At 68.7% G+C, this 26,541-nt stretch carries 29 protein-coding genes and 1 tRNA gene; 15 read left to right on the plus strand and 15 right to left on the minus strand.

Annotation, left to right across the window (positions count from 1 at the left end; translation table 11 throughout):
- Positions 1 to 3: 3 nt before the first annotated feature.
- Both R2K23_RS02610 and R2K23_RS02615 read right to left on the minus strand, forming a co-directional pair.
- Positions 4 to 822: an MlaE family ABC transporter permease gene (locus tag R2K23_RS02610; RefSeq protein ID WP_316514017.1), complete on the minus strand. Its 819-nt coding sequence runs from the start codon at positions 820 to 822 to the stop codon at positions 4 to 6.
- Complete coding sequence (locus R2K23_RS02615) at positions 822 to 1,685, minus strand: ABC transporter permease (protein WP_396893514.1); 864 nt, start codon at positions 1,683 to 1,685, stop codon at positions 822 to 824. Before R2K23_RS02615 ends, R2K23_RS02610 begins: the two co-directional genes overlap by 1 nt.
- 250 nt (positions 1,686 to 1,935) lie before the next feature.
- Between R2K23_RS02615 and R2K23_RS02620 the strand changes: the two genes are divergently transcribed.
- On the plus strand, positions 1,936 to 2,370 hold the full coding sequence (locus tag R2K23_RS02620; RefSeq protein WP_316514021.1) for an SRPBCC family protein: 435 nt from the start codon (positions 1,936 to 1,938) through the stop codon (positions 2,368 to 2,370).
- A 13-nt stretch (positions 2,371 to 2,383) separates the two neighbouring features.
- Here R2K23_RS02620 and R2K23_RS02625 read toward each other — a convergent pair whose 3' ends face one another.
- Together R2K23_RS02625 and R2K23_RS02630 are read right to left on the minus strand one after the other, a co-directional pair.
- Entirely contained in the window at positions 2,384 to 2,989 is a 606-nt protein-coding gene (locus tag R2K23_RS02625) for a class I SAM-dependent methyltransferase (protein WP_316514023.1), read from the minus strand.
- A 23-nt stretch (positions 2,990 to 3,012) separates the two neighbouring features.
- A complete protein-coding gene (locus tag R2K23_RS02630) occupies positions 3,013 to 3,390 on the minus strand; it encodes a DoxX family protein (protein ID WP_316514025.1) in 378 nt (125 codons plus the stop codon).
- A gap of 81 nt (positions 3,391 to 3,471) precedes the next feature.
- Between R2K23_RS02630 and R2K23_RS02635 the strand changes: the two genes are divergently transcribed.
- Positions 3,472 to 4,344: a sigma-70 family RNA polymerase sigma factor gene (locus R2K23_RS02635; protein WP_316514027.1), complete on the plus strand. Its 873-nt coding sequence runs from the start codon at positions 3,472 to 3,474 to the stop codon at positions 4,342 to 4,344.
- 69 nt (positions 4,345 to 4,413) lie between these two features.
- Positions 4,414 to 4,485, plus strand: a tRNA-Thr gene (locus tag R2K23_RS02640).
- Between the two features lie 106 nt (positions 4,486 to 4,591).
- Here R2K23_RS02640 and R2K23_RS02645 read toward each other — a convergent pair.
- Positions 4,592 to 5,359, minus strand: coding sequence for a hypothetical protein (locus tag R2K23_RS02645; RefSeq protein WP_316514029.1), 768 nt, complete (start codon positions 5,357 to 5,359; stop codon positions 4,592 to 4,594).
- A gap of 120 nt (positions 5,360 to 5,479) precedes the next feature.
- Here R2K23_RS02645 and R2K23_RS02650 point away from each other — a divergent pair, with 120 nt between their 5' ends.
- Together R2K23_RS02650 and R2K23_RS02655 are read left to right on the plus strand one after the other, a co-directional pair.
- On the plus strand, positions 5,480 to 6,199 hold the full coding sequence (locus tag R2K23_RS02650) for a response regulator transcription factor (RefSeq protein ID WP_316514032.1): 720 nt from the start codon (positions 5,480 to 5,482) through the stop codon (positions 6,197 to 6,199).
- 17 nt (positions 6,200 to 6,216) lie between these two features.
- A complete protein-coding gene (locus R2K23_RS02655; protein ID WP_316514034.1) occupies positions 6,217 to 7,659 on the plus strand; it encodes a sensor histidine kinase in 1,443 nt (480 codons plus the stop codon).
- 1 nt (position 7,660) lies between these two features.
- On the opposite strand, the gene R2K23_RS02660 is transcribed toward R2K23_RS02655, so the two are convergent.
- The 8 genes from R2K23_RS02660 to R2K23_RS02695 form a co-directional block, all read right to left on the minus strand.
- Entirely contained in the window at positions 7,661 to 8,065 is a 405-nt protein-coding gene (locus tag R2K23_RS02660) for an HIT family protein (RefSeq protein ID WP_316514035.1), read from the minus strand.
- Between the two features lie 107 nt (positions 8,066 to 8,172).
- The gene (locus R2K23_RS02665; protein WP_316514036.1) at positions 8,173 to 9,303 is read right to left on the minus strand and encodes an NDMA-dependent alcohol dehydrogenase; all 1,131 of its coding nucleotides are present in this window, start codon (positions 9,301 to 9,303) and stop codon (positions 8,173 to 8,175) included.
- Positions 9,304 to 9,458: 155 nt separating this feature from the next.
- Positions 9,459 to 10,007, minus strand: coding sequence for a nuclear transport factor 2 family protein (locus tag R2K23_RS02670; protein WP_316514037.1), 549 nt, complete (start codon positions 10,005 to 10,007; stop codon positions 9,459 to 9,461).
- Between the two features lie 2 nt (positions 10,008 to 10,009).
- Positions 10,010 to 10,216 carry a ferredoxin gene (locus R2K23_RS02675; RefSeq protein ID WP_316514038.1) on the minus strand — a complete coding sequence of 69 codons (207 nt, stop codon included), beginning with the start codon at positions 10,214 to 10,216 and terminating at the stop codon, positions 10,010 to 10,012.
- 4 nt (positions 10,217 to 10,220) lie between these two features.
- Positions 10,221 to 11,579, minus strand: a complete 1,359-nt coding sequence (locus tag R2K23_RS02680; protein WP_316514039.1) for a cytochrome P450 — start codon at positions 11,577 to 11,579, stop codon at positions 10,221 to 10,223.
- Complete coding sequence (locus R2K23_RS02685) at positions 11,576 to 12,442, minus strand: SDR family oxidoreductase (RefSeq protein ID WP_316514041.1); 867 nt, start codon at positions 12,440 to 12,442, stop codon at positions 11,576 to 11,578. The genes R2K23_RS02680 and R2K23_RS02685 overlap by 4 nt, the downstream gene beginning before the upstream one ends.
- Positions 12,443 to 13,654, minus strand: coding sequence for a cytochrome P450 (locus R2K23_RS02690; RefSeq protein ID WP_316514042.1), 1,212 nt, complete (start codon positions 13,652 to 13,654; stop codon positions 12,443 to 12,445). It abuts the gene before it with no gap.
- Entirely contained in the window at positions 13,651 to 14,253 is a 603-nt protein-coding gene (locus R2K23_RS02695) for a TetR/AcrR family transcriptional regulator (RefSeq protein WP_316514043.1), read from the minus strand. Before R2K23_RS02695 ends, R2K23_RS02690 begins: the two co-directional genes overlap by 4 nt.
- A 204-nt stretch (positions 14,254 to 14,457) precedes the next feature.
- Between R2K23_RS02695 and R2K23_RS02700 the strand changes: the two genes are divergently transcribed.
- The 10 genes from R2K23_RS02700 (at position 14,458) to R2K23_RS02745 (ending at position 24,371) form a co-directional block, all read left to right on the plus strand.
- Positions 14,458 to 15,924 (plus strand): aldehyde dehydrogenase, encoded by a 1,467-nt coding sequence (locus tag R2K23_RS02700; RefSeq protein ID WP_316514046.1) that lies wholly within the window; start codon positions 14,458 to 14,460, stop codon positions 15,922 to 15,924.
- A 46-nt stretch (positions 15,925 to 15,970) separates the two neighbouring features.
- The gene (locus R2K23_RS02705; protein WP_316514048.1) at positions 15,971 to 16,723 is read left to right on the plus strand and encodes an SDR family oxidoreductase; all 753 of its coding nucleotides are present in this window, start codon (positions 15,971 to 15,973) and stop codon (positions 16,721 to 16,723) included.
- Positions 16,720 to 17,583, plus strand: a complete 864-nt coding sequence (locus R2K23_RS02710; protein ID WP_316514050.1) for an NAD(P)-dependent oxidoreductase — start codon at positions 16,720 to 16,722, stop codon at positions 17,581 to 17,583. Before R2K23_RS02705 ends, R2K23_RS02710 begins: the two co-directional genes overlap by 4 nt.
- 7 nt (positions 17,584 to 17,590) lie before the next feature.
- Positions 17,591 to 18,040 (plus strand): carboxymuconolactone decarboxylase family protein, encoded by a 450-nt coding sequence (locus R2K23_RS02715; RefSeq protein ID WP_316514051.1) that lies wholly within the window; start codon positions 17,591 to 17,593, stop codon positions 18,038 to 18,040.
- 53 nt (positions 18,041 to 18,093) lie between these two features.
- Entirely contained in the window at positions 18,094 to 19,362 is a 1,269-nt protein-coding gene (purD, locus tag R2K23_RS02720; protein WP_316514053.1) for a phosphoribosylamine--glycine ligase, read from the plus strand.
- A gap of 117 nt (positions 19,363 to 19,479) precedes the next feature.
- Positions 19,480 to 20,328: an SDR family NAD(P)-dependent oxidoreductase gene (locus R2K23_RS02725; RefSeq protein WP_316514055.1), complete on the plus strand. Its 849-nt coding sequence runs from the start codon at positions 19,480 to 19,482 to the stop codon at positions 20,326 to 20,328.
- A 5-nt stretch (positions 20,329 to 20,333) separates the two neighbouring features.
- Positions 20,334 to 21,422 carry a phosphotransferase family protein gene (locus tag R2K23_RS02730; protein ID WP_316514057.1) on the plus strand — a complete coding sequence of 363 codons (1,089 nt, stop codon included), beginning with the start codon at positions 20,334 to 20,336 and terminating at the stop codon, positions 21,420 to 21,422.
- An 86-nt stretch (positions 21,423 to 21,508) separates the two neighbouring features.
- Complete coding sequence (locus R2K23_RS02735; protein ID WP_316514059.1) at positions 21,509 to 22,855, plus strand: flavin-containing monooxygenase; 1,347 nt, start codon at positions 21,509 to 21,511, stop codon at positions 22,853 to 22,855.
- A complete protein-coding gene (locus tag R2K23_RS02740) occupies positions 22,852 to 23,478 on the plus strand; it encodes a TetR/AcrR family transcriptional regulator (protein ID WP_316514062.1) in 627 nt (208 codons plus the stop codon). Before R2K23_RS02735 ends, R2K23_RS02740 begins: the two co-directional genes overlap by 4 nt.
- 8 nt (positions 23,479 to 23,486) lie before the next feature.
- Complete coding sequence (locus R2K23_RS02745; RefSeq protein ID WP_316514063.1) at positions 23,487 to 24,371, plus strand: alpha/beta hydrolase; 885 nt, start codon at positions 23,487 to 23,489, stop codon at positions 24,369 to 24,371.
- 84 nt (positions 24,372 to 24,455) lie between these two features.
- On the opposite strand, the gene R2K23_RS02750 is transcribed toward R2K23_RS02745, so the two are convergent.
- Positions 24,456 to 25,277 (minus strand): mycofactocin-coupled SDR family oxidoreductase, encoded by an 822-nt coding sequence (locus tag R2K23_RS02750; protein WP_316514065.1) that lies wholly within the window; start codon positions 25,275 to 25,277, stop codon positions 24,456 to 24,458.
- Positions 25,278 to 25,299: 22 nt separating this feature from the next.
- Entirely contained in the window at positions 25,300 to 26,463 is a 1,164-nt protein-coding gene (locus tag R2K23_RS02755) for an acyl-CoA dehydrogenase family protein (protein ID WP_316514068.1), read from the minus strand.
- Positions 26,464 to 26,541: the final 78 nt, after the last annotated feature.

Raw genomic sequence — 26,541 nt, forward strand, 5'->3', positions numbered from 1 at the left:
GCCCTACCCCTTGAACACGAACTCGGGTTGCAGTCCCCACATGGCGACCGTCAGGCAGAAGTTCACGACCACGATGGTCACCAGGCTGGCGCGGATGGCGCGGCCGGAGGCCTGGCCCACTCCGACAGGGCCGCCGTCCGCGAAATAGCCGTAGTAGCAATGGATCAGCGTGACGATCACGCAGAAGATGACGGCCTTGGTCAGCGAGTAACCGATGTCGACGGGGGAGAGGAACTGGATGAAGTAGTGGTGGTAGGTGCCGCCCGGTTGGTCGCGGAACACCTCGATGACCGTGTTGGCGACGAGAAAGCTGGCGACGAGCACCACGAAGTAGCCGGGGATCATGCACAGCATCCCGCCGGCCAGTCGGGTACCCACGACGAACGGAATCGGCCGCAGGCCCATGGCCTCGGTGGTGTCGATCTCGCCGGAAATCCGCATGGACCCGATCTCGGCGGTCATCCGGCAACCCGCCTGGATCGCGAAAGCAATGCCGGTGACCAGCGGCGCCATCTCGCGGACGTTGGCCACCCCGCCGACGATCCCCGACAGCGCGCCGAACCCCATCAGGTTCAGGATGGAGAACGCCTCGATGGCGACCGAGGCGCCCATCGCCGCGCCCATGATCAGCAGCACAGACAGGATGCCGCCGTCGACGATCACCGAACCGCGCCCCCAGGCCAGTCCGTTCATGGCCTGCCAGGTCTGACGGCGGTAGCGCAGGACGGTCAACGGCAGGAACCACAGCGTGTGACCGACGAAGACCCCCCACCGCCCGACGGTCTCCAGCCACCGGCCCGGCGCGGACAGCGTCCCGGACACTATGAGACCTCCACGGGGAAGAACATGGTCAGCAGCTGGGTGATCGAGACGTTGGCGAGCACGATGCACACGACGTTGAGGACCACGGCCGAGCTCACCGCGTCGGCGACCCCGCGCGGACCGCGGCGGGCCTCGATACCGCGCAGCGACGAGATGATCCCGACGATCGCGGCGAAGACGACGGTTTTGGCCAGCGCGGCCCAGACGTCGAGGACGCGGGCGAACGAACCGAACGACATCCAGAAGCTGCCGGGGGTGATGCCGTTGAGTCCGACGGCGATGAGGTAGGCCGCCGACACGGCCGAGGCGATGATCACGAAACACAGCAGCGGCGCGATGAGTACCAGGGCGACGAACCGCGGGACGACCAGTCGCCGGACGGGGTCGACGCTCATGGCCCGCAAGGCATCGAGTTCCTCGCGGATCTGCCGGGCGCCCAGGTCCGAGGCGATGGCGGCGGCGGCCACCCCACCCATCAGAAATCCGGCCGCCATCGGCGCACCCTGCCGGATCACCCCGAAGCCGCTGGCCGCGCCCACCATCGACGTCGCGCCGAGTTGGTTGACGAGGCCGCCGACCTGCACGGAGACCAGTCCGCCGATCGGGATCGCCATCAGCAGCGCCGGGATGGCCGTCACCCGCAACAGGGCCCAGGCCTGCACCAGGAGCTCCCCGACCGGCAGGCGCAGCCGGGCGGTGTCCAAGATCGAGTACTTCACGACGGCCACCGCGAGCAGCACGCCGCGGCCGATGGTGCGCACGCTGCGGCCCGGGATTTTGCTGGCGCGGGAAACACCGCGCCGGGCGGTGTCACGGGTGCGGTCCCAGACACCCGCCGGGGTCTGCGGGGGATTTGCGACCATCGTCATGGCAGAACCCCGAAGCCCGCGACCGCCGGTACGCGGGAGCCCCCGCGGCCGGACGACCGAAAGTCGGGAACCATGCTCCCCCAATTCTTTGCTGCTCGACGTCCGGCGACTGGTCTATGAGGTTAGCCTGTCCTGGCCTAGACATATTAATTATCGAGCAGGTCAGTGCCCAGCCGAGCCGTGCTTTCTTGACGCGTCTCACACTCGGTGCGGAACCGGGTCTAGCATTTTCCAGGAGGTCCTCATGGTTGACGTGCACATCGAGCGGACGATCGGCGCCGAGCCGCAGCGGGTCTTCGACTGGCTGGCCGATCCCGCGAGCCTGACCTCGGCGCCGCTGGTGCTGCGCGCGGCCTGGGCCACGACGGGGACGCAGCCGGGCGTCGGGGCGCTGCGCAAGGTGCTGGGCACCGGGATGTGGTTCCAGGAGGAGATCACCGCCTACGACCCGCCGCACAGTTACAGCTACCTGATCGTGCGGTCGTTCCCGGCGTTCGATCACGACGGCGGCACCCTGACCTTCACGCCGACCGGGGGCGGCACCCACGTCGACTGGTCGTCGTCGTACACCCACCCGGCGCGCGGTGGCGGCGCGGCGATGGAGGCGCTCACGTCCCGCCTGTTGCCGTGGAACTTCGACGCGGTGCTGGCCGGCTGCGCGAAAGCCCTGGAGCGCTGACGGGAGCGCGGGTCTAAGCCGCGCGCAGCAGCGCCACCAGGAACTCGGAGTCCTCGGTGAACGGCCTAAGGTCCCAGGTGGACAGCAGCAGGTCGGGGGTCAGGCCGCTGTCGGCGGCGTCGGCCAGGAACTGCGTGAAGTCGTAGTCGCGCCCGGCGCCGAAGCCGATGACGGCGCGGCCGTCGGGACCGAGATGGGCCCGCAGCCGGGACAGCACCGTGGGCCGCGTGCTGGGGGCCAGAAACGCCATCACGTTGCCGGCCATCACGATGACGTCGAAGGGTTCGGCGACGCCCCGCGCCGGCAGGTCGAGTTCGGCGAGGTCTGCGACGAGATAGCGGGGCCCAGGATGGTCCTCCTCGGCGGCCGCGATGAGCGCGGGGTCGACGTCGACGCCGACGACGTCGTGACCGACGCCCGCCAGGTAACCGCTCAGCCGGCCGGGACCGCAGCCGGCGTCGAGAATGCGGGAGCCGCGCGGCACCATCGCGTCCACCAGGCGGGCCTCGCCGACCAGATCCTCACCGGCGCGCGCCATCGATCGAAAGCGTTCGATGTACCACTGCGAATGCCCGGGATCGGCGGCGACCTTCTGCATCCAGAGGCTCTGTTCGACCATGAGTGCCATTGTGTCAGGGCCGCTCATGTGAGGGGTTCGAGCGCGAACCGCCCCCACGCCACGAACCCGAACAGCCCGATGAAGACCAGATCGCCGACGAAGTAGCGCCACTCGTTGCGCCGGAACCGGGTGGTCGCCGCGCCGGACATGAAGAGGGCGAGGCCGGTCGCGGCCAGCGGCACCAGCATCGGGACGACGCCGGCCGGCAGCACCAGTCCGAGGGCGCCGGTGGCCTTGATCGCGCCGATCACCTTGAGCTGGGTGGCGCCGAAGTCGTCGACCCAGTGCTGGTTGGCGCCCAGCGCCCGATATCGGTCCTTGGGGAGCAGGATCAGCGCCGCGCCGCCCGCCAGGAACCCGACGGCCAGAACCACGGTGACGATCCACAGTGCGGTATTCACGAAAACCTCCTTCGCGGTTACGTTCGCCCTCTCGGGCCCGTCATAGTGGTGACGGATACCGGCTCAGGAAGGTAACCACCGATGGCAACCGAGGTAGATGTGGCGGCCGCGTTCGACCGCGAGCGGCCGCGCCTGACCGCGCTGGCCCACCGGATGCTCGGGTCCCTCGCCGACGCCGAGGACGCGGTGCAGGAGGCCTGGTTGCGGTTGGCCCGCCAGGACGCCGACACGATCGACAGCCTGCCCGGCTGGCTGACGACCGTCGTCGGCCGGGTGTGCATCGACGCGCTGCGCGCCCGCCGGGCCCGGCCCGAGGCCCGGTACGACGACGAGCTGCCGGATCCGGTGGTGACCCCGGACGATGACGACCCGCAGGAACGTGTCGCGCTGGCCGACTCGGTGGGGCTGGCGCTGCTGGTGGTGCTGGATTCGTTGGCTCCCGACGAGCGGTTGGCGTTCGTGCTGCACGACACCTTCGGCGTTCCGTTCGCCGACATCGCCGCGATTCTCGGCAAGACCGCCGACGCCACCAAGATGCTGGCCAGCCGGGCCCGGCGGAAGGTGCGCGGTACACCCCAGCCGGACGCCGATCACCGTCAGCAGCGTGAAGTGGTCGACGCGTTTCTGGCGGCCGCGCGCGGCGGCGACTTCGAGGCGCTGTTGAATCTGCTCGACCCGCAGATCAGCTGGCGCACCTACACGCCGCACGGGGTGGTGGTGAAGCTCGGCACCACCGAGGTGGTGGCGGCCGCCGAACGTGGCATGCGGGCGGCGGTGCTGGCGCGACGCGTCCGCGTCAACGGTGCCCCGGGCATCCTGACGTGGAGCCGCAGCGGAAAGCCGTTGGGCCTGATGTCCTGCACGGTGCGCGGCGGCAGAATCGTCGACGTGGTCGCGTTGTTGGATCCGGTGCGGCTGGCCACCATGGATCTCCCGCAGCCGCCGCCGGAGTGAGGCCGTGCGGCGCTCCGGCCGACTCGGGCTCGGCGGCCGCGGCGCTGATACCCTCGCATGCGCAGCAATGCCTCCGTAGCTCAGTGGTAGAGCAACGCTCTTGTAAAGCGTAGGTCGTCAGTTCAATCCTGACCGGGGGCTCAGTTTCCGCTCATCGCGCGGCCCGTCCGGCCTCGTGCCGAGATTGCGCTGGGGGTCGTGGCAATGGGAATCGCACGACCGTGGTGACAATTTCGCGGGCTCGCGGCTAGTCCTCGTGCTCGATGATCCGCTGCGAACTCACCGGGCGCGCGGTGGGCCGGCGGCGGGGGCGGCCCGGCAGTGGGATCCGGTCGGCGATGTTGCTCAGCGGGTTGACCACCTGACTCAGGGAGATGACCGCCTCGCGCAGCGTCTCGATGGTCGGGGCCAGCGCTTCCAGCCCGGGCGCAAGGCGATTGAGGGTGTCGGCGACGTCCGCGAGCTGCTCGAGCGGCCCGTTGCGCGCCGTCAGCTTGTCGATCACCCCGCCCTCGGCCAGCAGCCGGTCGGCCACCCCGTCGTCGGCGAGGAGCCGCTCGATCAGACCGTCCTCGGCGAGCAGTCGCTCGACCAGACCGTCCTCGTCGAGCAGCTGATCGACCAGGCCGCCCGGGGCCAGTGCGCGTTCCAATCCGCCGCCCTCGGCGGTGGCCTTCTCGAGCAGGCCGTCCGGTGCCGTCAGCCGATCCACCAGCCCGCCGGGCCGCAGCAGCCGGTCGATGGCGCCGCCGGGCGCCAGCGCACGGGTCAGCGGGGCGTCCTCGGCCAGCAGGTCGTCGGCGAGCCGGGCCATCCGGTTTGCCCGGGCCACGGTGTCGTCGAGGCCCATCAGGTAGGGCCTGGTGACCGGAGCACCGGGGTCGCCGTCCTCGCCGAGGGTGCGCTTGGCCAGGTTCAGGGCGCCGCCGGCGACCTCGAGGCCGGCCTCGGTGGCCACCAGGCCCACCCGCACCGGCACCGTGGCCAGGTCGACAAGCGCTTTGCCCAGGTTCATGGTCGCCAGTGTATGACCGCAAGGGCGTCGACATCGGCAGTCGCGCAGACAACAAACTCACAGCAATTGCACAGCAACCGGACAGCTTCGAGATAAGGATAGGGGAGGACATTGAACCGCATGGCAGCTCCATCGACGCTCGACACCCAGCCCGAGGCTCGGGTCCTGGTGGTCGACGACGAAACCAACATCGTCGAACTGCTCGCGGTGAGCCTGCGGTATCAGGGCTTCGAGGTGTTCACCGCCGCCAACGGCCCGTCGGCCCTCGACACGGCCCGCGAGGTGAAACCGGACGCCGTAATCCTCGACGTGATGATGCCCGGCATGGACGGGTTCGGGGTCTTGCGTCGGTTGCGCGCCGACGGCATCGAGGCGCCCGCGTTGTTCCTGACGGCCCGGGACACCTTGCAGGACAAGATCACCGGGTTGACGCTCGGCGGCGACGACTACGTCACCAAGCCGTTCAGCCTCGAAGAGGTGGTGGCCCGGCTGCGGGTGATCCTGCGCCGGACCCGCAAGCCGGTCGAGGAGCAGCCCCCGCCCCGACTCTGCTTCGCCGACATCGAACTCGACGAGGAGACCCACGAGGTGTGGAAGGCCGGCGAGCCCGTCTCCCTGTCACCCACCGAGTTCACCCTGTTGCGCTACTTCGTGATCAACGCGGGCACCGTGCTGAGCAAGCCCAAGATCCTCGACCACGTCTGGCGCTACGACTTCGGTGGTGACGTCAACGTCGTCGAGTCGTACGTCTCCTATCTGCGGCGCAAGATCGACACCGGGGAAAAGCGGCTGCTGCACACCCTGCGCGGCGTCGGTTATGTCCTTCGCGAGCCGCGCTGAGGCGTCCGCGCCGCACCATGACCTCGATACTGCGTTCGTTGCGCCGCGGAATTCCGCTGCGGGTGGCACTGGTGGCGGCGACCCTGCTGCTGGTGGCGTGCGGCCTGCTCGCCTCGGGAATCGCGGTGACCACGATTCTGCGGCACAGCCTGCTGCAGCGCGTCGACCGCACCCTGATCGACGCGTCCAACGGGTGGGCGCTGGCGCCTCGCGGTGCGCCGCGCCACAACGAGCGCCCCAACCCCGGCCGGCCGCCCACGAATTTCTACGTCCGCGGCGTCGGCACCGACGGCGAGGTGTGGATCGGCGCCGCCGACCGCGACTCGGAGCCGGACCTGGGGCCCCACAACGACGTCGGTCCGGTGCCCACCACCGTGGGCTCGCTGAACGGCTCGCCCGAGACCTGGCGGGCGGTGTCGGTGCGCGGCGAGCGCGGCGAGTTGACCACCGTGGCGATCGAGCTCGCCGACGTGCGGTCCACCGTGCGGTCCTTGGCCTACGCCCAGGTGGGCATCGGTGTGGGGGTGCTGGTGATCCTGGGTGTGCTCGGCTATGCCGTGGTGAATCGCAGCCTTCGCCCGTTGGCGGAGGTGGAGGAAACCGCGGCCGCCATCGCCGGCGGAAAGTTGGATCGGCGTGTGCCGGAACGGGATCCACGCACCGAGGTGGGCCGGCTGTCACTGGCCCTCAACGGCATGTTGGCGCAGATCCAGGGCGCGCTGGCGGCATCCGAGGCGTCCGCCGATCAGGCCCGCGGATCCGAGGAGAAGATGCGGCGGTTCATCACCGACGCCAGCCATGAGCTGCGGACGCCGTTGACCACCATCCGTGGTTTCGCCGAGCTCTACCGGCAGGGGGCTGCCACCGATGTCGAGATGTTGATGGCCCGCATCGAAAGCGAATCCGCCCGGATGGGCGTGCTGGTGGAGGATCTGCTGTTGCTGGCCCGCCTCGACGCCGAGCGGCCCTTCGAGCAGCATCGCGTCGACCTGCTGGCGTTGGCCGCCGACGCCGTGCACGACGCCCGGTCGGTCGCGCCGCGGCGCGCGATCACCATGGAGGTCTTCGACGGCCCCGGCACCCCGGAGGTCATCGGTGACGAGTCGCGGCTACGGCAGGTGCTGGGCAACCTGGTCGCCAATGCCCTGCAGCACACTCCGGAGTCTGCCGGGGTCACCGTCCGAGTCGGGACCCGCGCCGAGGACGCCGTCGTCGAGGTCGTCGACGAGGGACCGGGCATGACGGCCGAGGACTCCCGGCGGGTGTTCGAACGGTTCTACCGCGCCGACGCGTCGCGCACCCGCGCCAGTGGCGGCGCCGGGCTGGGGCTGTCGATCGTCGACTCGTTGGTGTTCGCCCACGGCGGGTCGGTGTCCGTCACGTCGGCTCCCGGTCAGGGCAGCCGGTTCGAGGTGCGGCTGCCGCGGCTGGTCAGCGCCGAGATGGAGAGCGCCGAATAGCTCAGTCCAACTCGGCCAGCGCGGCCTTGATCTTGGCTTGCGCCTCGTCGAGGGATTCCGGCGACGGATTGCGGTCCACGTGTGCGAACCCGAAATCGGTGAGTTCGCGCGCGGGGAAGACGTGGACGTGCAGGTGCGGCACCTCGAGGCCGGCGATGATCAGGCCCGCCCGCGGCGCATCGAACGCCCGCACGACGGCCTTGCCGATGCGTTGGGACACCGCCATGATCCGCGCGTAGGTGTCGGGGTCGATGTCCTGCCACTGATCGATCTCGGCCCGCGGCACCACCAGGGTGTGGCCCTGGGTCATGGGTTCGATGGTCAGGAAGGCGACGAACTCGTCGTCCTCGTAGACGAAACGTCCCGGCAGTTCGCGGTTGATGATCTTGGTGAACACAGTGGCCATGGCTCCCCAGCATAGGCCTCGGTCGAAACGGGCCGGGAGGCACGAAGTCGCCCGATTCCCGAAGGAAAAGGGCGACCTCGTGTCAGCTTGGGGCGACTGCGGAGTGCTTACCGGTCGGCGTCGGTGTAGCGGATGACGCCGCGGATGTTGCGGCCCTCCAACATGTCCTTGTAACCGTCGTTGATCTGCTCGAGCTTGTACTGGCGGGTGACCATGTCGTCCAGGTTCAGCTTGCCCGCCTTGTACATCGACAGCAGTTGGGGGATGTCATGGTGCGGGTTGCCGCCACCGAAGATGGTGCCCTGCAGGTTCTTCTGCAGCAGGGTCAGCATCGACAGGTTCAGCGTCACGTTGGTGTCGAGCATGCTGCCTACCGCGGTGACCACCGCAGTCCCGCCCTTGGAGGTCAGGTTCAGGTAGCTGTCGATGTCCGAACCCTTGAGCTCGCCGACGGTGATGATGGTCTTGCGGGCCATCCCACCGGCGGTGACCTCGGCGATGCCGGCCATCGCACTGTCGACGTCGGGGTAGACGTGGGTGGCGCCGAACTTGAGCGCCTGCTCGCGCTTCCACTCGACCGGATCGATCGCGAAGATGTTGCGCGCCCCGGCGTTGACCGCACCCTGCAGTGCGCCCATGCCGACACCGCCGACACCGATGATCGCGACGTCCTCGCCCGGGCGGATGTCACCGCTGCGGACGGCCGAGCCGTAGCCGGTGGTGACGCCGCAGCCGACCAGGCAGGCGACCTCGAACGGGATGGTCGGGTCGATCTTCACGACCGAGCTCTTGTGCACCACCATGTACGGGCTGAAGGTGCCCAGCAGCGTCATCGGGAAGATCGGGTCGCCGCTGGCGGTGTGGATGCGGTGCGTGCCGTCGGAGACCGCGGTGCCGGCGAGCAGGCCCGCGCCCAGGTCACACAGGTTGCGCAGGCCGGCCTGACAGGACGGGCACTCGCCGCACGACGGGATGAACGAAAGTACGACGTGATCGCCGGGCTTGATGTTCTCCACGCCCGGACCGACCTCGGTGACCACGCCCGCGCCCTCATGGCCGCCGAGCACGGGGAAGCCGAACATCGGGATGTCACCGGTCACCAGATGGTGATCCGAGTGGCACATGCCCGAGGCCTCCATTTGGATCTTGACCTCGTCCTTTACCGGGTCACCGATCTCGATCTCCTCGATCGACCACGGCTGGTTGAACTCCCGGATGATGGCGCCTTTTGTCTTCATCGCTTGACCTGACCTCGCTTCGATCTCTAATGCTCAGAACTGCCCGGACCCGGATCGGCCGACAGCGTTTGTGACAAGTGACACGGCCACTCTTGTCGGGCAAGCATAGCGAGCCCGGCTCACAAAGCAACTGCTTGGTCGGTCCGGATTCCGGCTCAGAACAGACGGGCCGGAGCCTGTCCCAACGGGTAGTAGCCGGGCAGCTTCTCTCCCGACAGAGCGCGTTCGATGCGCTTCTGCATGGTGGGGGTGAGATCGCCGGATTCGATCAGCTTCATGTACGCCTTCTGCACGTGGCCGAAGTCGAAGAAGTCGCGCTGCCACTCGATCAGCAGGTCCCCGTCTTTCTCGGTGAGCCGGAACCAGCTGCCGCCGATGCCGTAGATCTCGTCGCGGGTGCCGTCGCTCTTGTTCGCGATCTGCTTCCAGAACCCGACGATCTCGTTCTGCTTCTCGTCGATGATCGTCTTCTGGTACTCGTAGACCCAGTTCTCCAGGCCTTCCATCTCCAGGCCCAGGGCGACCTCGCGGATCTCGTCGCGGCCGATGCACATCACGTCCTCCTTGGGACCGATGTTCCAGCCGTAGGTGGCGTCCTCGGTGAAGAACTCCGCCAACGGCTTCCAGTCGCCGGCCGCCTCCGCGTCCCGGTTGGCCTGCAGCCAGCGCTCGACCCAATCTTCCAGCTGTTCACGTGACGCCATTGTCATTCCTTATCTGTTATGGACAGTGCTCGGGTGGGACACATCTCGACGGCCATCTCCACGGCCTCGCGGAGCTCGTCGGGGGGTTCGTGGTCGAGGATCTCGACGACACCGCGCTTGGGCACCCGGAACACCTCCGGGGCCTCCAGCTCGCACATGGCGTGGCCCTGGCACAGGTCGTCGTCGAGTTCGATGCGGTAGCAACCCATCGCTTCAGGCCTTCACGCGCCTGCGGTAGCGCACCTTCGCCGGCTGGGCCAGCTGGACGACCATCTTGGAGTGGTCGTTGCGGTAGCTCTCCGGCGGCTGCGCCATCTCGAACTCGTAGTCGCGCAACAGGACCGAGAAGATTGCCTTGATCTGCATCTGGGCGAACGCCGCACCCACGCAACGGTGCTTGCCGGCACCGAACGGGATCCAGGTCCACCGGTTGATCAGGTCTTCCTGCCGCGGCTTCTCGTACCGGTGCGGGTCGAAGGCGTCCGGGTCGGGGAAATCCTCGGGGATCCGGTTGGAGATCGCCGGGGAGGCGGCCACCATCTGGCCCTTGTGGATCGGATGGCCGGCCACCTCGAACTCGTCCTGGGCCACTCGCATCAGGATGATCAGCGGCGGGTGCAGGCGCAGGGTCTCCTTGAGCGCATTGTCCAGATTCGGGATCTGGCGCAGCGCATGGAAACTCACCTCCTGGCCGTCGGCGTAGAGCTCATCGAGTTCCTGCTGCACCTTGGCGTAGAAGTCCGGGTGGCGCAGCAGCTCGATCAGTGTCCACGACGAGGTACCCGAGCTGGTGTGGTGCCCGGCGAACATCAACGAGATGAACATGCCGGTGACCTCGTTGGCCGAGAAGCGCGGATTGCCGTCCTCGTCCTTGACCGAGACCAGCACGTCGAGCAGATCGCGGTCGCTCTTGTCCTTGGGCGGGTTGGCGATTCGGCCGTTCATGACCTCCTGCACCAGCTCGACCAGTTTCGCCCGCGCCTCGTCGCGGATGCGGAAGCTCTCGATCGGCAGGTAGGGGTCGACGTAACAGAGCGGGTCGGTGCCGCGCTCGAGCAGGTGGTAGTAGTGGGCGAACCGGGAGTCCAGCTGATTGCGGAACTTCAGCCCGATCAGACACGCCGTCGAGGTGTAGATGGTCAGCTCGGAGAAGAAATCCAGCAGTTCGATCTCGCCCTCGTCGCCCCAGTCGGCGATCATCCGATTGACCTCGGCCTCGATGGTCGCGGCGTGACCCTTCATCTGCTCACCGCGCAGCGCGGTGTTGTGCAGCATCTCCGCGCGGCGTTCGGGGTCGGCGTCGAACACCACCCCCTCGCCGAAGATCGGCGTCATGAACGGGTAGGCCTCGGCCTGGTTGAGCTCGCTGTCGCTGGAGCGGAAGAAGAACTCGTTGGCCTCCGCGCCCGACAGCAACACCACCTGCTTGTCGGCGAGCTGGAACCAGCCGGCGTCGCCGCACTCGTCGCGGATGCGCTGCATCAACGCGATCGGGTCGGTGCGGAATTCCTCGAGGTGGCCGTGTTCCTCGTCGCCGCCGGAAACCCGCGGCACTTCCTGCAGAGCGGTCATCTTCCTGCTTCCCCTGTCGCTTTGCTGCTGCCGGCCGGGTCACCCGGCATGCCGTCTTCACCGAGGGCGAGCTTCTGGCGGTCCTTGACTTCCGCCAGCGGCGCCTCGGGCTGGATCTCCAAGTTGGCGATGAAGCCGCCCCGGGGCGTCTCGGCGACGAACGTGATGGCCCGGGCCAGGTCCTGGGCGCGCAAGAAGTAGTCGTGCCGGGCCTGGCCCCACTTGGCCCAATCCTCCAGCGCCGGACCGATTTTCTCAGCCGACAGGCTCCAGCCCATCGAGGTCTTCGTCGGGCCGGGATGCACGATCGAGGCCCGCACCCCGGTGCCTTCCAGTTCCATCTGCAGGTTGGTCACCATCGCGACCAGGGCGGCTTTGGCCGCACCGTAGGCGCCCATGTGCGGGCGCTGGCGCAGCGCCACGTCGGAGCCGACGAAGATGACGTCGCCGCGGCGGCGCTCGACCATCCCAGGCAGCACCGCCGTGGCCAGTCGGTTGGCGCCGATCAGATGGATCTGGATCTGCTCCTCGAATTCGGTGGTGCTGGTCTCGTGGATCCGGCCGAAGTCGGTGTCCCCGGCGCCGGCCACGAGCAGTTCGATCTCGCCGAGCGCCTCGGTCGCGCCGTGCACGAAGGACTTCACCGCGTCGGCGTCGGTGACATCGAGCGGCAACGCGACGGCCTCGCCGCCGCCGGCGTTGATCTCGTCGACCAGTTCCTGGCACTTCTCCACTCGGCGAGCGCCCAACGCGACCGGAAAGCCGTGCGCGGCAAGCCGGGTCGCGGTGGCGGCGCCGATCCCGGAGGAGGCACCCGCCACGATCGCGGGCCGGCGGTCGGGATGGGGTTCGAAACGGGCCATTTAGCGTGTCTCCACTGTGATCGGAAGGTGGGCGAATCCGCGGACGTTGCTGGAGTGGACGCGGACGGCGTTGGCCTCGTCGACCTCGTAACCGCGGATTCGTTTGAACAATTCGGTCAGGGCCACCCGCGCCTCCATCCGCGCCAGGTGCGCGCCCAGGCAGAAGTGCGCGCCACTGCCGAAACTCAGGAGTTTGGAACCGATTTCGCGGCCGATGACGAAGTCGTCGGGTCGGTCGAAGACGCGCTCGTCCCGGTGCGCCGACCCCGGCAGCAGCAGCACGATCTCGCCGTCGCCGATGGTGGTGTCGTAGACGGTGAACTCGCCGGCCACCGTGCGGGCCAGGATCTGGCTGGAGGTGTCGTAGCGCAGCGTCTCCTCGACCCACAGCGGCACCCGGTCGAGGTCCTCGTAGACACCGGCCAGCTGGTCGGGGTTGCGGTGGCCCCAAAACGCGGCATTGGCCAGCAGTTTGGTCGTGGTCTCGTTGCCGGCGATCACCATGAGGAACATGAAGCCCAGCACCTCGTCGTCGGTGAGCTTGTCCCCGTCGATCTCGGCGGCCAGCAGAGCCGAGGTCAGATCCTCGGTCGGTTTCTTGCGCCGCTGCGCGACCATCTCCTGGTAGTAGACGATCAGGTTGAGCGAGGCCTCGATGGCGGCCGGCGGCACGTCGGTCACGCCGTCGTCGCGGTGCATCACGGCGTCGGCCCAGGCGCGGACCTGGTCGCGGTCCGGCTGGGGCACCCCCATCAGCTCGGAGATGACGTCCATCGGCAGCTTGCCGGCGAACTCGGCGACATAGTCCACGGTGCCGTCGTGGGCCCGCTCCAGCATGGCGTCCAGATGGCCGACCGCCAGCTCGGTCACGCGGGGTTCGAGCTCGCGAATCCGCCTGGGCGTGAACCCCTTCGACACCAGGGTCCGCAACCGCAGGTGATCCGGGTCGTCCATCGCCAGGAACGACATGGTCTTCGACGCGTGCGGTCCCCGGGAGGCCGGGTCCAGGGAGACGCCGAAGGCGTTGGACAGCGCGGTGCTGTTGCGGAAGCCCTGGAGCACGTCCTGATGCCGGGACAGCGCCCAGAAACCGAGTTCCTCGTTGCGGTACAGCGGCGCCTCGTCCCGCAGCCGCCGGTAGTACGGGTAGGGGTCCTCGTGGAAGTCGTAGTCGTAGGGGTCGAGGATCGGCTTGTCGATCTGGACGGTCATCGGTCTCCTTGGGCTGGGAGGATCAGCCGGACGACGTAGGTCAGCCGATCGGCGGTCTGCTGGTAGGTGAAGGCCCCGCTGCCGGCCTGGACGAGCGCCCCGAAGAACGTCATCTGCAGCGCCGACACCGTCTGGGGGTCCGCCCCGGGCCCCATCGCGGAGGTGATTCGGCGGTGAATTTCGGCGCCGATGCGGTCCCGCACGGTCAACACCGCGGGGTCGCCCCCGGACATCAGGGCCGTCGTGCAGGCGGCCGCCACGGCCGGATCGTCGGCCACCACCAGGGCCAGCGCGCGCAGGGCGCTGTCCACCCGGGTGAACATGCTGTCGTTGACGTCGGTGAAGTACGGAACCTGCCGCACCAGGTCGAGGTAGACCTCGGCGATCAGGTGGTTCTTGGAGGAGAAGTAGGTGTACGCGGTGGCCGGGGCGACCTTGGCCCGCTTGGCGACGGCGCGCACAGTGAGGTCGGCGTAGGACGTCTCCTGCAGCATCTCCCGGCCCGCGGTGAGGACCCTGCGGAAGGTTTCCTCCTGCCGGCGGTTGCGGGTGCTCTCGCCCGCCCCCGAGGTGGCGTCGATCACGGACTCGCTGGACACATGTCCAAGTTAGATCACGGTCCCGCTTCAGGCAAGGCTGTTGGGTGTTTGTCGAAGTAAGGCCCGAAATTCGTGATGTCTCGGCGACCTCACCCGATCTGACCCTTGCCCGCGGCGAGGTGATGGGGCTATCTTCGGACGGGCAAACATCGGACACTTGTCCAGATTCGGGCCGCGTCCGCAGGCGACCACCATGGAGGTGTGATGGCGTTACTCGCCGACCGCAACAGCCAACTGCTGATCGACGGCAAGTTGGTCGCCGGCAGCGCCGGAACCTTCGAGACGGTCAACCCGGCCACCGAGGAGGTGCTCGGCTCGGCGGCGGATGCCGACGCGGCCGACATGGGTGCGGCCATCGAGGCGGCCCGGCGGGCGTTCGACGACACCGACTGGTCGCGCAACACCGAGCTGCGGGTGCGTTGCCTGCGGCAACTGCGCCAGGCGATGCAGGAGCACATCGAGGACCTGCGTGATCTGACGATCGCCGAGGTGGGTGCGCCGAAGATGTTGACCTCCGGCGGACAGCTGGAGGGGCCGGTCGACGACCTGAGCTTCTGCGCCGACACCGCCGAGTCCTACGCGTGGCACACCGACCTGGGACACGCAACGCCGCAGGGCATCCCGACCAATCGCACCATTGCGCGCGAGGCCGTCGGCGTGGTGGGGGCCATCACGCCGTGGAACTTCCCGCATCAGATCAACCTCGCCAAGATCGGCCCGGCGCTCGCCGCCGGCAACACTTTGGTGCTCAAGCCCGCCCCGGACACCCCGTGGTGTGCCGCGGTGCTCGGCGAACTCATCACCGAGCACACCGATTTTCCCGCCGGCGTCGTCAACATCGTGACCTCCAGCGATCACGGCGTCGGCGCGTTGCTGTCCAAAGACCCTCGGGTGGACATGGTTTCGTTCACCGGGTCGACGGCCACCGGACGCTCGGTGATGACCGACGCCGCGGCAACCATCAAGAAGGTCTTCCTCGAACTCGGCGGAAAGTCGGCGTTCCTGGTGCTCGACGACGCCGATCTGGCCGGCGCATGCGCGATGGCCGCGTTCACCGCCTCGATGCACGCCGGGCAGGGCTGCGCCATCACCACCCGCCTGGTGGTGCCGCGGGCGAGTTACGACGACGCCGTCGCGGCCGCGGCGGCGACGATGGCCGGGCTCAAGCCCGGCGACCCGACCAACAAGCGCACCATCTGCGGGCCGGTGATCTCGGCGCGACAGCGCGACCGCGTGCAGTCCTACCTCGACCTGGCCATCGAGGAGGGCGGGCGGTTCGCCTGCGGTGGTGGACGTCCCGCCGATCAGCCCAAGGGTTTCTTCATCGAGCCGACCGTCATCGCCGGTCTGGACAACAACGCCCGGGTGGCGCGCGAGGAGATCTTCGGTCCGGTGCTCACCGTCATCGCCCACGACGGCGATGACGACGCGGTGCGCATCGCCAACGACTCGCCCTACGGGCTGTCCGGCACCGTGTTCTCCGGTGATCCGGAGCGCGCGGCCGCGGTGGCCGCCCGGCTGCGGGTGGGCACCGTCAACGTCAACGGCGGGGTCTGGTACGCCGCGGACGCGCCGTTCGGTGGCTACAAGCAGTCCGGCATCGGCCGAGAGATGGGCGTGGCCGGATTCGAGGAGTACACCGAGATCAAGGTGATCGCCACCATGGCCTGAGGCGCCACCAAAAGCTGGGCACGACAGTCATATTCGAGGAGCAGGTGTGAGCAGATTTGAGAACAAGGTCGGGATTGTCACCGGCGCCGGCGGCGGTATCGGCCAGGCCTACGCCGAGGCGCTGGCCCGCGAGGGCGCCGCGGTGGTGGTCGCCGACATCAATCTCGAGGGCGCCCAGAAGGTGGCCGACGGGATCAAGGGGGAGGGCGGGACCGCGCTGGCGCTGCCCGTCGACGTCTCCGATCCCGCCTCGGCCAAGGAGATGGCCGACCGCACGCTGGCCGAGTTCGGCGGCATCGACTACCTGGTGAACAACGCGGCGATCTTCGGCGGCATGAAGCTGGACTTCCTGGTGACGGTCGATCCGGAGTACTACCGCAAGTTCATGAGCGTCAATCTCGACGGCGCGCTGTGGTGCACCCGGGCGGTGTACAAGAAGATGGCCAAGCGCGGCGGCGGCGCCATCGTCAACCAGTCCTCCACGGCGGCGTGGTTGTACTCCAACTTCTACGGCCTGGCCAAGACCGGGCTCAATGGCCTGACCCAGCAGCTCTCCCGGGAACTCGGCGGCCAGAACATCCGGATCAACGCCATCGCGCCCGGCCCCATCGACACCGAGGCCAACCGGACCACCACGCCGCAGGAGATCGTCGCCGACATCGTCAAGGGGCTTCCGTTGTCCCGCATGGGAACTCCGGAGGACCTGGTCGGCATGTGCCTGTTCCTGCTCTCCGATGAGGCGTCGTGGATCACCGGGCAGATCTTCAACGTCGACGGCGGACAGATCATCCGGTCATGAGCAGCGAACCGAAGCTGGGGTTCATCGGCCTCGGCAACATGGGGGCCCCGATCGCCAAGCGGCTGCTCGACTGGCCCGGCGGTCTGGTCGTGTTCGACCTGCGCGCCGAGGCCATGGAACCGTTCGTCGAGGCCGGTGCCACCGCGGCCGCGACGGTCGCCGACGTCGCCGACGCCGACCTGATCAGCGTGGTGGTCCTCAACGACGAGCAGGTCCGCGACGTCGTCGGCCAACTGGCGGCGCGGGCCAAGCCGGGCACCGTGATCGCGATCCACTCCACGATCAGCGACACCACCGCCGTCGAACTCGCCCGCGAACACGCACCCGCCGACATCCACGTCGTGGACGCGCCGGTCAGCGGCGGCGCCGGGGCGGCGGAGAAGGGCGAGATGGCGACGATGGTGGGCGCGCAGCGCCCGGTGTACGAGCGCATCAAGCCCGCGTTCAAACAGTGGGCGTCGATGGTGATCCACGCCGGTGAGCCCGGGGCGGGCACCCGGATGAAGCTGGCCCGCAACATGTTGACCTTCACCTCCTACGCGGCCGCGTGCGAGGCGATGACGCTGGCCGAACGCGCCGGCCTGGATGTGCAGGCGCTGGGCCGGGTGGTGCGCCACACCGACGCGCTGACCGGCGGTCCCGGGGCCATCATGGTGCGGGAGGACATGTCCGACCTCGGACCGGACCACTGGCTGTACGAGGCGTTCACCCACACCCGCGGCCTGGGAGAGAAGGATCTGAGCCTGGCGCTCGGACTGGGCGAGACGCTCGACGTCGACCTGCCGCTGGCCGAGGTGGCGCGCAAGAACCTGGCCGCCGGACTCGGCGTGCCCCACGACGCGGCGAGCGCAAAGGAGTGAAGGACAGATGAGCACCGACGACATCCGCCGGCGGGGGCTGGCGAAGATGAACGAGGTCTACGGCTGGGAGATGCCCAACATCGAGGGCGACCCGTACTTCGACCTGACCGTCGACCACCTGTTCGGCGACATCTGGAACCGGCCCGGGCTGTCCATGCGGGAGAAGCGCATCATGACGCTGACCGCCGTGACGGCCGTCGGCCGCCAGGACCTCGCCGAGATCCAGGTGAACGCCGCAATGCTCAACGGTGAACTCGACCACGCCGAGCTCAAAGAGATCGCGGTCTTCTTGACCCAGTATCTGGGCTTCCCGCTGGGCTCCGGGCTCAACGGCACCGTCGACAAGGTGGCCAACAACCGGCGCAAGGCTGCCGAGCGCGGGGAGGGCGAGGACAAGCGGGCCAACGTCAACGCCGCGGTGAAGATGAGCAGCGGGCGCACCCTCGACGAGAAGTGACCGACACCCGCGGTTTGCCGAGCGGGTCCGCCGGGCAGATAGGGTGATGCGCTGTGCACGTCCTCGTCATCGGTTCCGGCGCCCGCGAACACGCGCTGTTGCTCGCCCTCAAGCGTGATCCGCAGGTCAGCGGCCTTTCAGTAGCGCCGGGCAATGCCGGCACGGCGCGCATCGCCGAACAGCACGCCGTCGACGTCGGCTCGGCGGAGGCCGTCGTCGCGCTGGCCCGCAAGGTCGGTGCCGACCTGGTGGTCATCGGACCGGAAGTACCCCTGGTGCTCGGGGTCGCCGACGCGATTCGCGCCGCGGGTATCGCCTGCTTCGGGCCGGGCAAGGACGCCGCCCGGATCGAGGGTTCCAAGGCCTTCGCCAAGGACGTCATGACGGCGGCGGGCGTGCGGACGGCGAGCAGCGAGATCGTCGACAACCCCGCCCACCTGGACGCCGCCCTGGGCCGGTTCGGCCCGGCCGCCGGCCAGCGGGCCTGGGTGGTCAAGGACGACGGGCTGGCCGCGGGCAAGGGCGTGGTGGTCACCGAGGACCGCGCCGTTGCGCGGGCGCACGCCGCGGGCCTGCTCGACGACGGACATCCGGTGCTGCTGGAGTCGTTCCTCGACGGCCCGGAGGTCTCGCTGTTCTGCGTGGTGGACGGCGACACCGTGGTGCCGCTGCTGCCCGCGCAGGACTTCAAGCGGGTCGGCGACGGTGACACCGGCCCCAACACGGGCGGCATGGGCGCCTACGCGCCGCTGCCCTGGCTGCCCGAGACGGTCACCCGGCAGATCGTCGACGAGGTCGTCAAACCCGTTGCCGCCGAGATGGTCCGGCGCGGATGCCCGTTCTCGGGTCTGTTGTACGCGGGCCTGGCCATCACCTCCGCGGGGCCGTCGGTGGTGGAGTTCAACTGCCGCTTCGGCGACCCGGAAACCCAGTCGGTGCTCGCGCTGCTGGAGTCCCCGCTCGGCGAGCTGCTGCACGCGGCGGCCACCGGGACGCTCGACCAGGTCCCACCGCTGCGGTGGCGGCCCGGCTCGGCGGTGACCGTGGTCGTCGCGGCGGAGAACTACCCGGGCCGGCCCAGGGTCGGTGACGTCATCACCGGCGCGGACGCCGACGGGGTGCTGCATGCCGGCACCGCGCGCCGCGACGATGGCGCGGTGGTGTCGTCCGGCGGTCGGGTGCTGGCCGTGGTCGGCACCGGCGCCGACCTGGCCGAAGCGCGGGCGGCGGCGTATGCCACCGCCGGCGCGGTTCGGTTGGCGGGCAGTCACTTTCGCTCCGACATCGCGCTGCGCGCCGAGCGGGGCGAAATCTCGGTCTGAGGTCGTCGGCGGGCGCTGTGACGGCCGTTTCGCCCCGCCTCGGTGGCCGATGCGGTATGACTTACAGTTGAGCCATCCATTGATGTGATCGGCGCCACTGTAGGTTCAGGAGTCAACGTGGCTGCATCCACCGCCGCACGGTTCACCGGTAAGCACGCCATCGTCACGGGCGCCGGTTCGGGCATCGGCGCTGCGCTGTGTCGGGCGCTGGCCGCCCGCGGGGCGCACGTGTTGTGTACCGACGTCGACGCCGAGGCCGCCGAACGGACCGCCGCCGAGTTGGGTCCGCAGGCCCGCGCGGCCCGCGTCGACGTCACGGACGCCGCCGACGTGCAGGCCGCCGTCGACGACGTGGTGGCGCGGGCCGGCCGGCTGGACCTGATGTTCAACAACGCCGGGATCACCTGGGCGGCCGATACCGAACTGCTCACCCTGGAGCACTGGAACTCGATCATCGACGTCAACATCCGCGGCGTGGTGCACGGGGTTGCGGCCGCCTATCCGCAGATGGTGCGGCAGGGCGGCGGCTTCATCGTCAACACCGCCTCGATGGCGGGTCTGGCCGCCGCCGGCCAGATCACCAGCTACGTGATGAGCAAGCACGCGGTGGTGGGACTGTCGCTGGCCCTGCGGTCCGAGGCCGCGGCGCACAACGTCGGGGTGTTGGCCATCTGCCCGGCCGCGGTGGAGACGCCGATCCTGGACAAGGGCCTGATCACCGGCATCGACGGCCGCGAGTTCTACCGAATGGGCCAGCGCAGCAAGGAGTTCTACGATCCCGACCGGCTGGCCCACGACACGCTGCGGGCGATCGAACGCAACCGCGCGGTGCTCGTCGCGCCCCGCAAGGCGTACGCGGGCTGGTTGCTGGCCCGCCTCGCCCCGGGGGTCATGCAGCGCATGTCCATTCGCTTTGTTGCCCGCCAACGGGCGGCTCAGGCCAGTTCCATCAGCACAGAAGGGTGACGACAATGACCGTGCCAGTGGCGATTCCCCGCTTCCCCGACGACGTGACGCCACAATGGCTGACGGGGGTGCTCGCGCCCGCTTCCGGCACTCAGGTCGGCCGGGCCGACGTCACCGCCATCGGGACCGGGCAGACCGGCGCCACCTACCGGGTGAAGGTGGACTACACCGCCAACCCCGCCGGGCTGCCGGAGACCTTCGTGATCAAGCTGCCCTCCACCGACGACACCGTCCGGGATCGGGTGGTGCTCGGCTATCGCAGCGAGTGCGCGTTCTATCAGTCGGTGGCCGACCGGGTCAGCGTCCCGATCCCGCAGTGCTTCCATTGCGAGATCTCCGAGGACGCCGCCGATTACGCGCTGTTGCTGACCGATCAGGCGCCCGCGGCCCAAGGTGACCAGATCGCGGGCTGTTCGGCCGAGGAGGCGCGGCTGGCCGCGATCGCCATCGCCGGCTTGCACGCGCCGACATGGGCGGAGCAGGAGTGGCTGAGTTTCCCCGGCCTCGCCATGACCATGACCGACGATGCCGCCAAGAAGGGCCTCGGCGACGTCGCGGTGATGAGCGCCGACATCACCGTCGACAAGCTCGGCGACAAGCTCAGCGAGCAGGACCGGGCCACCTTCCTCGAGGCGATGGGTCTGGTGACGCCCTGGCTGCAGAACGACTTCGGCCGCTTCAGCCTGATCCACGGTGACTACCGGCTGGACAACCTGCTCTTCCATCCGACGGGCGGACAGGTGTGGGTGGTGGACTGGCAGACGCTCGGGGTCGGTCTGCCGTCGCGCGACCTGGCGTACTTCACCGGCACCAGCCTGGAGCCGGCGCTGCGCGCCGAGATCGAACGCGACCTGGTCGCCGCCTACCATGCCGCGCTGGTGGAGCAGGGGGTCGGCGACTACGACCTCGAGACCTGTTGGCAGGACTACCGTTACGGGGTCCTGCAGGTGCTGCTGATCTCGGCGCTGGGCTTCGCCTTCGCGATCGGCACCGACCGCGGCGACGACATGGTGGCGACCATGCTGCGGCGCGGTTGCGCGGCCATCCGTGACCTGGACACCGTGGCGCTGATCAGGGAGACCGCCGGTCTCTAGGCCCGCTACTGACAACTGTCAGAAACCATTGACTGTTGTCAGAGTGCGGTGCTACGTTCGGCGCACCTCGGGACAAAGGAGTCGCCGTGCAGAACTCGTCTCCCCGCACCGCGATCATCGGCGCGGGCATCAGCGGCCTCACCGCGGGCAAGATGCTGAAGGACTATCGCGTCCCCTACACCACCTTCGAAACCTCCGACCGCATCGGCGGCAACTGGGCGTTCGGCAACCCCAACGGGCACAGCAGCGCCTACCGGTCGCTGCACATCGACACCTCGAAACACCGCCTGTCGTTCAAGGACTTTCCCATCCCGGAGCACTTCCCGTCGTTCCCGCACCATTCGGACATCAAGCGGTACCTCGACGACTACGCCGAGGCGTTCGGCCTGCTGGAGCACATCGAGTTCGGCAACGGCGTGGTGCATGCCCGTCACGTCGACGGGCGCTGGGAGATTGAGGATCAGGCGGGGGCGGTCCGGGAGTTCGACCTGCTCGTCGTCGGCAACGGTCACCACTGGGACGCCCGCCTGCCGGACTTCCCCGGCGAGTTCACCGGCGAGTCGATCCACTCCCACCACTACATCGACCCCGACACCCCACTGCAGTTGACCGGCAAACGCATCCTCGTGGTGGGGATCGGCAACAGCGCCGCGGACATCACCGTCGAGTTGTCGTCGAAGGCGCTGCAGAACTGCGTGACGCTGTCCACCCGGTCCAGTGCCTGGATCGTGCCGAAATACCTTGCCGGACAACCCGGAGACAAGTTCTTCCGCACCACCCCGTACCTGCCGCTGTCCTGGCAACGCAAGGCCGCGCAGTGGTTCGCCCCCGTCGTCGGCGCCGACCCGACGAAGTACGGGTTGCCGCCGGCCAACCACAAGCTGTTCGAGGCGCACCCCACCCAGTCGGTGGAACTGCCGCTGCGGCTGGGCTCCGGCGACGTCACACCGAAGCCCAACGTCACGCGGCTCGACGGGCAGACGGTGCACTTCGAGGACGGCACCAGCGACGACTTCGACGCGATCGTCTACGCCACCGGCTACAACATCACCTTCCCGTTCTTCGACCCGGAGTTCATCAGCGCGCCGGACAACCAGATCCGGCTCTACAAGCGGATGTTCAAGCCGGGCATCGACAACCTGGTGTTCATCGGGTTCGCCCAGGCCATCCCCACGCTGTTCCCGTTCGTCGAATGCCAGTCGCGGCTCCTCGCGGCGTATGCGGTGGGCCGGTATGCGCTGCCGTCGGTCAGCGAGATGGAACGCGTCATCGACGCCGATCAGCAGCTGCACGCCGGGCACTGCACGGACCGTCCGCGGCACACCCAACAGGTGGACTACTTCTACTACGACCACGACATCCGCGCCCGGGAACTGCCCGCCGGGATACGACGCGCACGGGAGCGCCGGGTTGTGACCGCGGGAACGCGATGAGGTCACGCACCGACCGTCGGACACCGCAGCGCAGCGACGCCCGCCGCGACACCATCCTCGACGAACTCGAGATCTCGCTGCAACACACCGATTTCGAGGGCATCAACATCGCCGAGGTCGCCGAGCGGGCCGGGGTCAGCCGGTCCGCCTTCTACTTCTACTTCGAGAACAAGGCGGCGGCGGTGGCGGCGTTGATGGAGCGGATGATCGACGACACCTTCTTCGTCACCGACGTCTTCACCCTCGCCGAGCAGACCCCGCAGGCGCGGGTACACATCATGCTCGACGGCCTGTTCGACACCTGGGAGCGGCACCGACACATGTTCCGGGCCATGCTCGAGGCCCGCGGGCACAGCCTGGCGGTGCGCGAATTCTGGGACGAGGCGCGCCTGTCGTTCGTCGACTCGGTTGCCGCCATGATCCGCGCCGAACGGGCCCGCGGCGCCGCGCCGGACGGGGTGGACGCCACCGTGCTGGCCACCGTGCTGCTGGAGGTCAACGACCGGCTCCTGGAGCGGCTGACGTTCGGGGGACCGCTGGACCGCGACCAGTTGCTCGACGGTGCGGCCGCGGTCTGGCTGGGCACCCTGTACGGCATTGCCGCCCAACCGGATGCGAAGTAGGGGTGCCAGTGTCGTATCGGGAACTGACCTTCAGCTCCGGCGCAACCACCTGCAGCGCCTGGCATTTCGTGGGCGCGGGCGGCGACGGCCGGCCGGTGGTGGTGATGGGGCACGGCATCGGCGGCACCATGGATTCCGGGCTGCAACCCTTCGCCGAGCGGTTCGCCGCAGCCGGGATGGACGTGCTGGCGTTCGACTATCGCGGCTTCGGCCATTCGCAGGGCTCGCCCCGACAGACGGTCTCGATCGACAGGCAACTCGAGGACTACCGGTCGGCGATCGCGCTGGCCACCACCCTGCCGGAGATCGACCCGCAGCAGGTGGTGCTGTGGGGCGCCTCGCTGTCGGGCGGGCACGTGATCCGCGTCGGTGCCGGCCGCGACGAGGTCGCCGCGGTGATCGCGATGACGCCGATGACCGACGCACTCGCGACCGCGATGGCCGTCGGCAAGCAGTATCGCTTTGCGGCGCTGGCGCGGTCGGCCGCGTCCGGGATGCTCAGCCGCGCCGCCGGCGCGCTGGGGCGCGAGGCCGTCATGATGCCGCTGGTGGCGCGGCCCGGCGAACCCGGTGCGCTGACCCTGGAGGGCGCCTACGAGAACTATCTGGGGATGGCGGGCCCGTCCTGGCGCAACGAGTTGGACTCCGCGGTCGGGATGGAGTTGTCCAAGATCCGAGTCCGGCGTTACGCCAAGCAGTTACGCAGCCCGCTGCTGGTGCAGATCGCCGACTTCGACAGCTACGTCCCGGCCGACGCGGTGCTCAAGACCGCGGTGCACGGCCGGGCGCAGGTGCACCACTACCCGTGCGACCACTTCGACGTCTGGCCCGGCCACGGATGGTTCGAGCGCGCGGTCGCCGACCAGATCGCGTTCCTGCGCCGCGTGCTCTGAGCCGGGCGCCGAGTCAGACCTGAGGCAGGCGGTTACTCGCACTTTGTCTGCGTGAGGTCTGACTCGAGGCACGCGCGGCGGCGCTCAGAACACCGTCGAGCCGAGGTCCACGGCGATCTGCGCGGCGGTCACCAGGCGGGATTCGTCGCTGGCCAACCAGCACACCGCGTCGGAGATGTCCTCCGGCTCGGCGATCCAATCCGGCAAGAACGGCGTCACCATCTGCATCAGGCCCGGGTTGGTCTCGTTGGCGCGGTTGAGCGCGGCCATCATGTCGCCGGTGCCCATCGGGGTGTTGACCGCACCCGGGTGCAGGCTGTTCACCCGGATGGAGTGCTTGCCGAGCTCGGCGGCGAATGCGCGCGCCATCCCGGTGACGGCGTGCTTGCTTGCGGTGTAGTGCACCATGAACGGCTGCATCTTGATGCCGGCCGCCGAGCTGACCAGGATGATCGATCCGCCCCGGCCACCGTCGATGATGGTCTGCGCGCCCGCCATCACGGCGTTCCAGGTGCCGGTGACGTTGGTGTCCATCACGTCTTTGAACGACTGCGGGGTGATCTCGTTCCACGGCTGCGGCACCGTGATGCCGGCATTGGCGACGATCACGTCGAGGCGGCCGAACTCCGCGACGCCCTTGCCGACGATGTCGCGCATGGCCTCGAGGTCGCGGGTGTCCGCCGCGGCCGACACGATGCCGCGGCCGGTTTCCTCGACCAGGCGCACCGTCTCCGCCAGGTCCTCCGGGGTGGCCGAGTCGTACGGCACGCTGGGCGGCAGCGGCGCGGCAAGGTCGACGGCGATGATGTTGGCGCCTTCCTTCGCCATCCGGACAGCGTGGGCGCGGCCCTGCCCGCGCGCCGCCCCGGTGATGAAAACGACCTTGTCGGTGAGCCGTTGGCCCATGGGTAGCTCCTCTAATTTGTCGTCAGTGTTGCCGCTGGGCGGCCTTGACCAGCCCGCCGCCGATGATCAGGCGCTGGATCTCACTGGTTCCCTCGTACAGGCGCAGCAGCCGAACGTCGCGGTAGATCCGCTCGACCGTCACCCCGCGCATATAACCAGAGCCGCCGTGCACCTGCACCGCCAGATCCGCCACGGTCCCGGCCATCTCGGTGCAGAACAGCTTGGCCACCGACGGAGCGATGCGGCGGTCCTCGTTGTCGACCCATTTGCGGGCGGCGTCGCGGACCAGGGCCCGGCCCGCCATCACCTGTGTCTGCTGATCGGCGAGCATGGCCTGAACCAGCTGGAAGTTGCCGATCGGGGTGCCGCCTTGGGTGGCGGTGGCCGCGTAGGACACCGACTCGTCGAGCGCGCGTTGGGCGGCGCCGACCGCCAGGGCCGCGATGTGGACGCGGCCGCGGGCCAACGACGTCATCGCGGCGCGGTAGCCGATGTCCTCGGCGCCTCCGACCAGTGCCGACGCCGGCACCCGCACGTCGTTGAACGTCACGTCGGAGGTCCAGGCGCCCTCCTGGCCCATCTTGGCGTCCTTGGCCCCAACCTCGACGCCCGCGGTGTCGGCGGGCACCAGGAACACCGCGATGCCGGCGCCCTGGTCGTCGGCCGGACGGGAGCGGGCGAACACCACGAACAGGTTGGCGGTCGGGGCATTCGTGATGAACTGCTTCTGGCCGGAGATCACCCAGTCGTCACCGTCGCGGACGGCCTTGGTGCGCAAGCCGGACGGGTTGGAACCCGCGCCGGGCTCGGTGAGCGCGAAGGAGGCCACCACCTCGCCCGAGGCGATGCCCGCCAGCCAGCGGGTCTTCTGCTCGTCGGTGCCGAATCCCACCAGCACCTGCCCGGCGATGCCGTTGTTGGTGCCGAACATCGATCGCACGGCCAGCGAGGTGTAGCCCAATTCCATTGCCAGCTCGACGTCTTGGGTCAGGTCCAGGCCCAGACCGCCCCACTCCTGCGGGATCGCGTAGCCGAACAGGCCCATCTGCTTGGCCTGGTCACGGATGTCGTCGGGCACCTTGTCCTCGGTCAGAATCTCCTGCTCGCGGGGCACCACCGCGCTGCGCACGAACTGGCGTGTCTGGGCGAGGATCTGCTGGAAGTCGTCATCGCTGACTTCGCTCATCGACGGGGCTCCTTGGGAAGATTCAGACCGGGGCTCGCATACTTTCGCAGAATCATATATGAAATACAATGTCTGAAA

The sequence above is a fragment of the Mycolicibacterium sp. MU0050 genome (assembly GCF_963378085.1).
GTDB lineage: Bacteria > Actinomycetota > Actinomycetes > Mycobacteriales > Mycobacteriaceae > Mycobacterium > Mycobacterium wendilense.

What these genes read in the sequence shown, in the direction of transcription:
- R2K23_RS02700 (WP_316514046.1), top strand. Translation starts at nt 14,458, where the DNA reads ATGGCGTTACTCGCCGACCGCAACAGCCAACTGCTGATCGACGGCAAG.
- R2K23_RS02715 (WP_316514051.1), top strand. Translation starts at nt 17,591, where the DNA reads ATGAGCACCGACGACATCCGCCGGCGGGGGCTGGCGAAGATGAACGAG.
- R2K23_RS02645 (WP_316514029.1), bottom strand. Translation starts at nt 5,359, where the DNA reads ATGAACCTGGGCAAAGCGCTTGTCGACCTGGCCACGGTGCCGGTGCGG.
- R2K23_RS02755 (WP_316514068.1), bottom strand. Translation starts at nt 26,463, where the DNA reads ATGAGCGAAGTCAGCGATGACGACTTCCAGCAGATCCTCGCCCAGACA.
- R2K23_RS02625 (WP_316514023.1), bottom strand. Translation starts at nt 2,989, where the DNA reads ATGGTCGAACAGAGCCTCTGGATGCAGAAGGTCGCCGCCGATCCCGGG.
- R2K23_RS02615 (WP_396893514.1), bottom strand. Translation starts at nt 1,685, where the DNA reads ATGGTCGCAAATCCCCCGCAGACCCCGGCGGGTGTCTGGGACCGCACC.
- R2K23_RS02635 (WP_316514027.1), top strand. Translation starts at nt 3,472, where the DNA reads ATGGCAACCGAGGTAGATGTGGCGGCCGCGTTCGACCGCGAGCGGCCG.
- R2K23_RS02665 (WP_316514036.1), bottom strand. Translation starts at nt 9,303, where the DNA reads ATGAAGACAAAAGGCGCCATCATCCGGGAGTTCAACCAGCCGTGGTCG.
- R2K23_RS02730 (WP_316514057.1), top strand. Translation starts at nt 20,334, where the DNA reads ATGACCGTGCCAGTGGCGATTCCCCGCTTCCCCGACGACGTGACGCCA.
- R2K23_RS02660 (WP_316514035.1), bottom strand. Translation starts at nt 8,065, where the DNA reads ATGGCCACTGTGTTCACCAAGATCATCAACCGCGAACTGCCGGGACGT.
- R2K23_RS02710 (WP_316514050.1), top strand. Translation starts at nt 16,720, where the DNA reads ATGAGCAGCGAACCGAAGCTGGGGTTCATCGGCCTCGGCAACATGGGG.
- R2K23_RS02670 (WP_316514037.1), bottom strand. Translation starts at nt 10,007, where the DNA reads ATGGCGTCACGTGAACAGCTGGAAGATTGGGTCGAGCGCTGGCTGCAG.
- R2K23_RS02650 (WP_316514032.1), top strand. Translation starts at nt 5,480, where the DNA reads ATGGCAGCTCCATCGACGCTCGACACCCAGCCCGAGGCTCGGGTCCTG.
- R2K23_RS02675 (WP_316514038.1), bottom strand. Translation starts at nt 10,216, where the DNA reads ATGGGTTGCTACCGCATCGAACTCGACGACGACCTGTGCCAGGGCCAC.
- R2K23_RS02750 (WP_316514065.1), bottom strand. Translation starts at nt 25,277, where the DNA reads ATGGGCCAACGGCTCACCGACAAGGTCGTTTTCATCACCGGGGCGGCG.
- R2K23_RS02690 (WP_316514042.1), bottom strand. Translation starts at nt 13,654, where the DNA reads ATGACCGTCCAGATCGACAAGCCGATCCTCGACCCCTACGACTACGAC.
- R2K23_RS02740 (WP_316514062.1), top strand. Translation starts at nt 22,852, where the DNA reads ATGAGGTCACGCACCGACCGTCGGACACCGCAGCGCAGCGACGCCCGC.
- R2K23_RS02680 (WP_316514039.1), bottom strand. Translation starts at nt 11,579, where the DNA reads ATGACCGCTCTGCAGGAAGTGCCGCGGGTTTCCGGCGGCGACGAGGAA.
- R2K23_RS02685 (WP_316514041.1), bottom strand. Translation starts at nt 12,442, where the DNA reads ATGGCCCGTTTCGAACCCCATCCCGACCGCCGGCCCGCGATCGTGGCG.
- R2K23_RS02655 (WP_316514034.1), top strand. Translation starts at nt 6,217, where the DNA reads ATGACCTCGATACTGCGTTCGTTGCGCCGCGGAATTCCGCTGCGGGTG.
- R2K23_RS02620 (WP_316514021.1), top strand. Translation starts at nt 1,936, where the DNA reads ATGGTTGACGTGCACATCGAGCGGACGATCGGCGCCGAGCCGCAGCGG.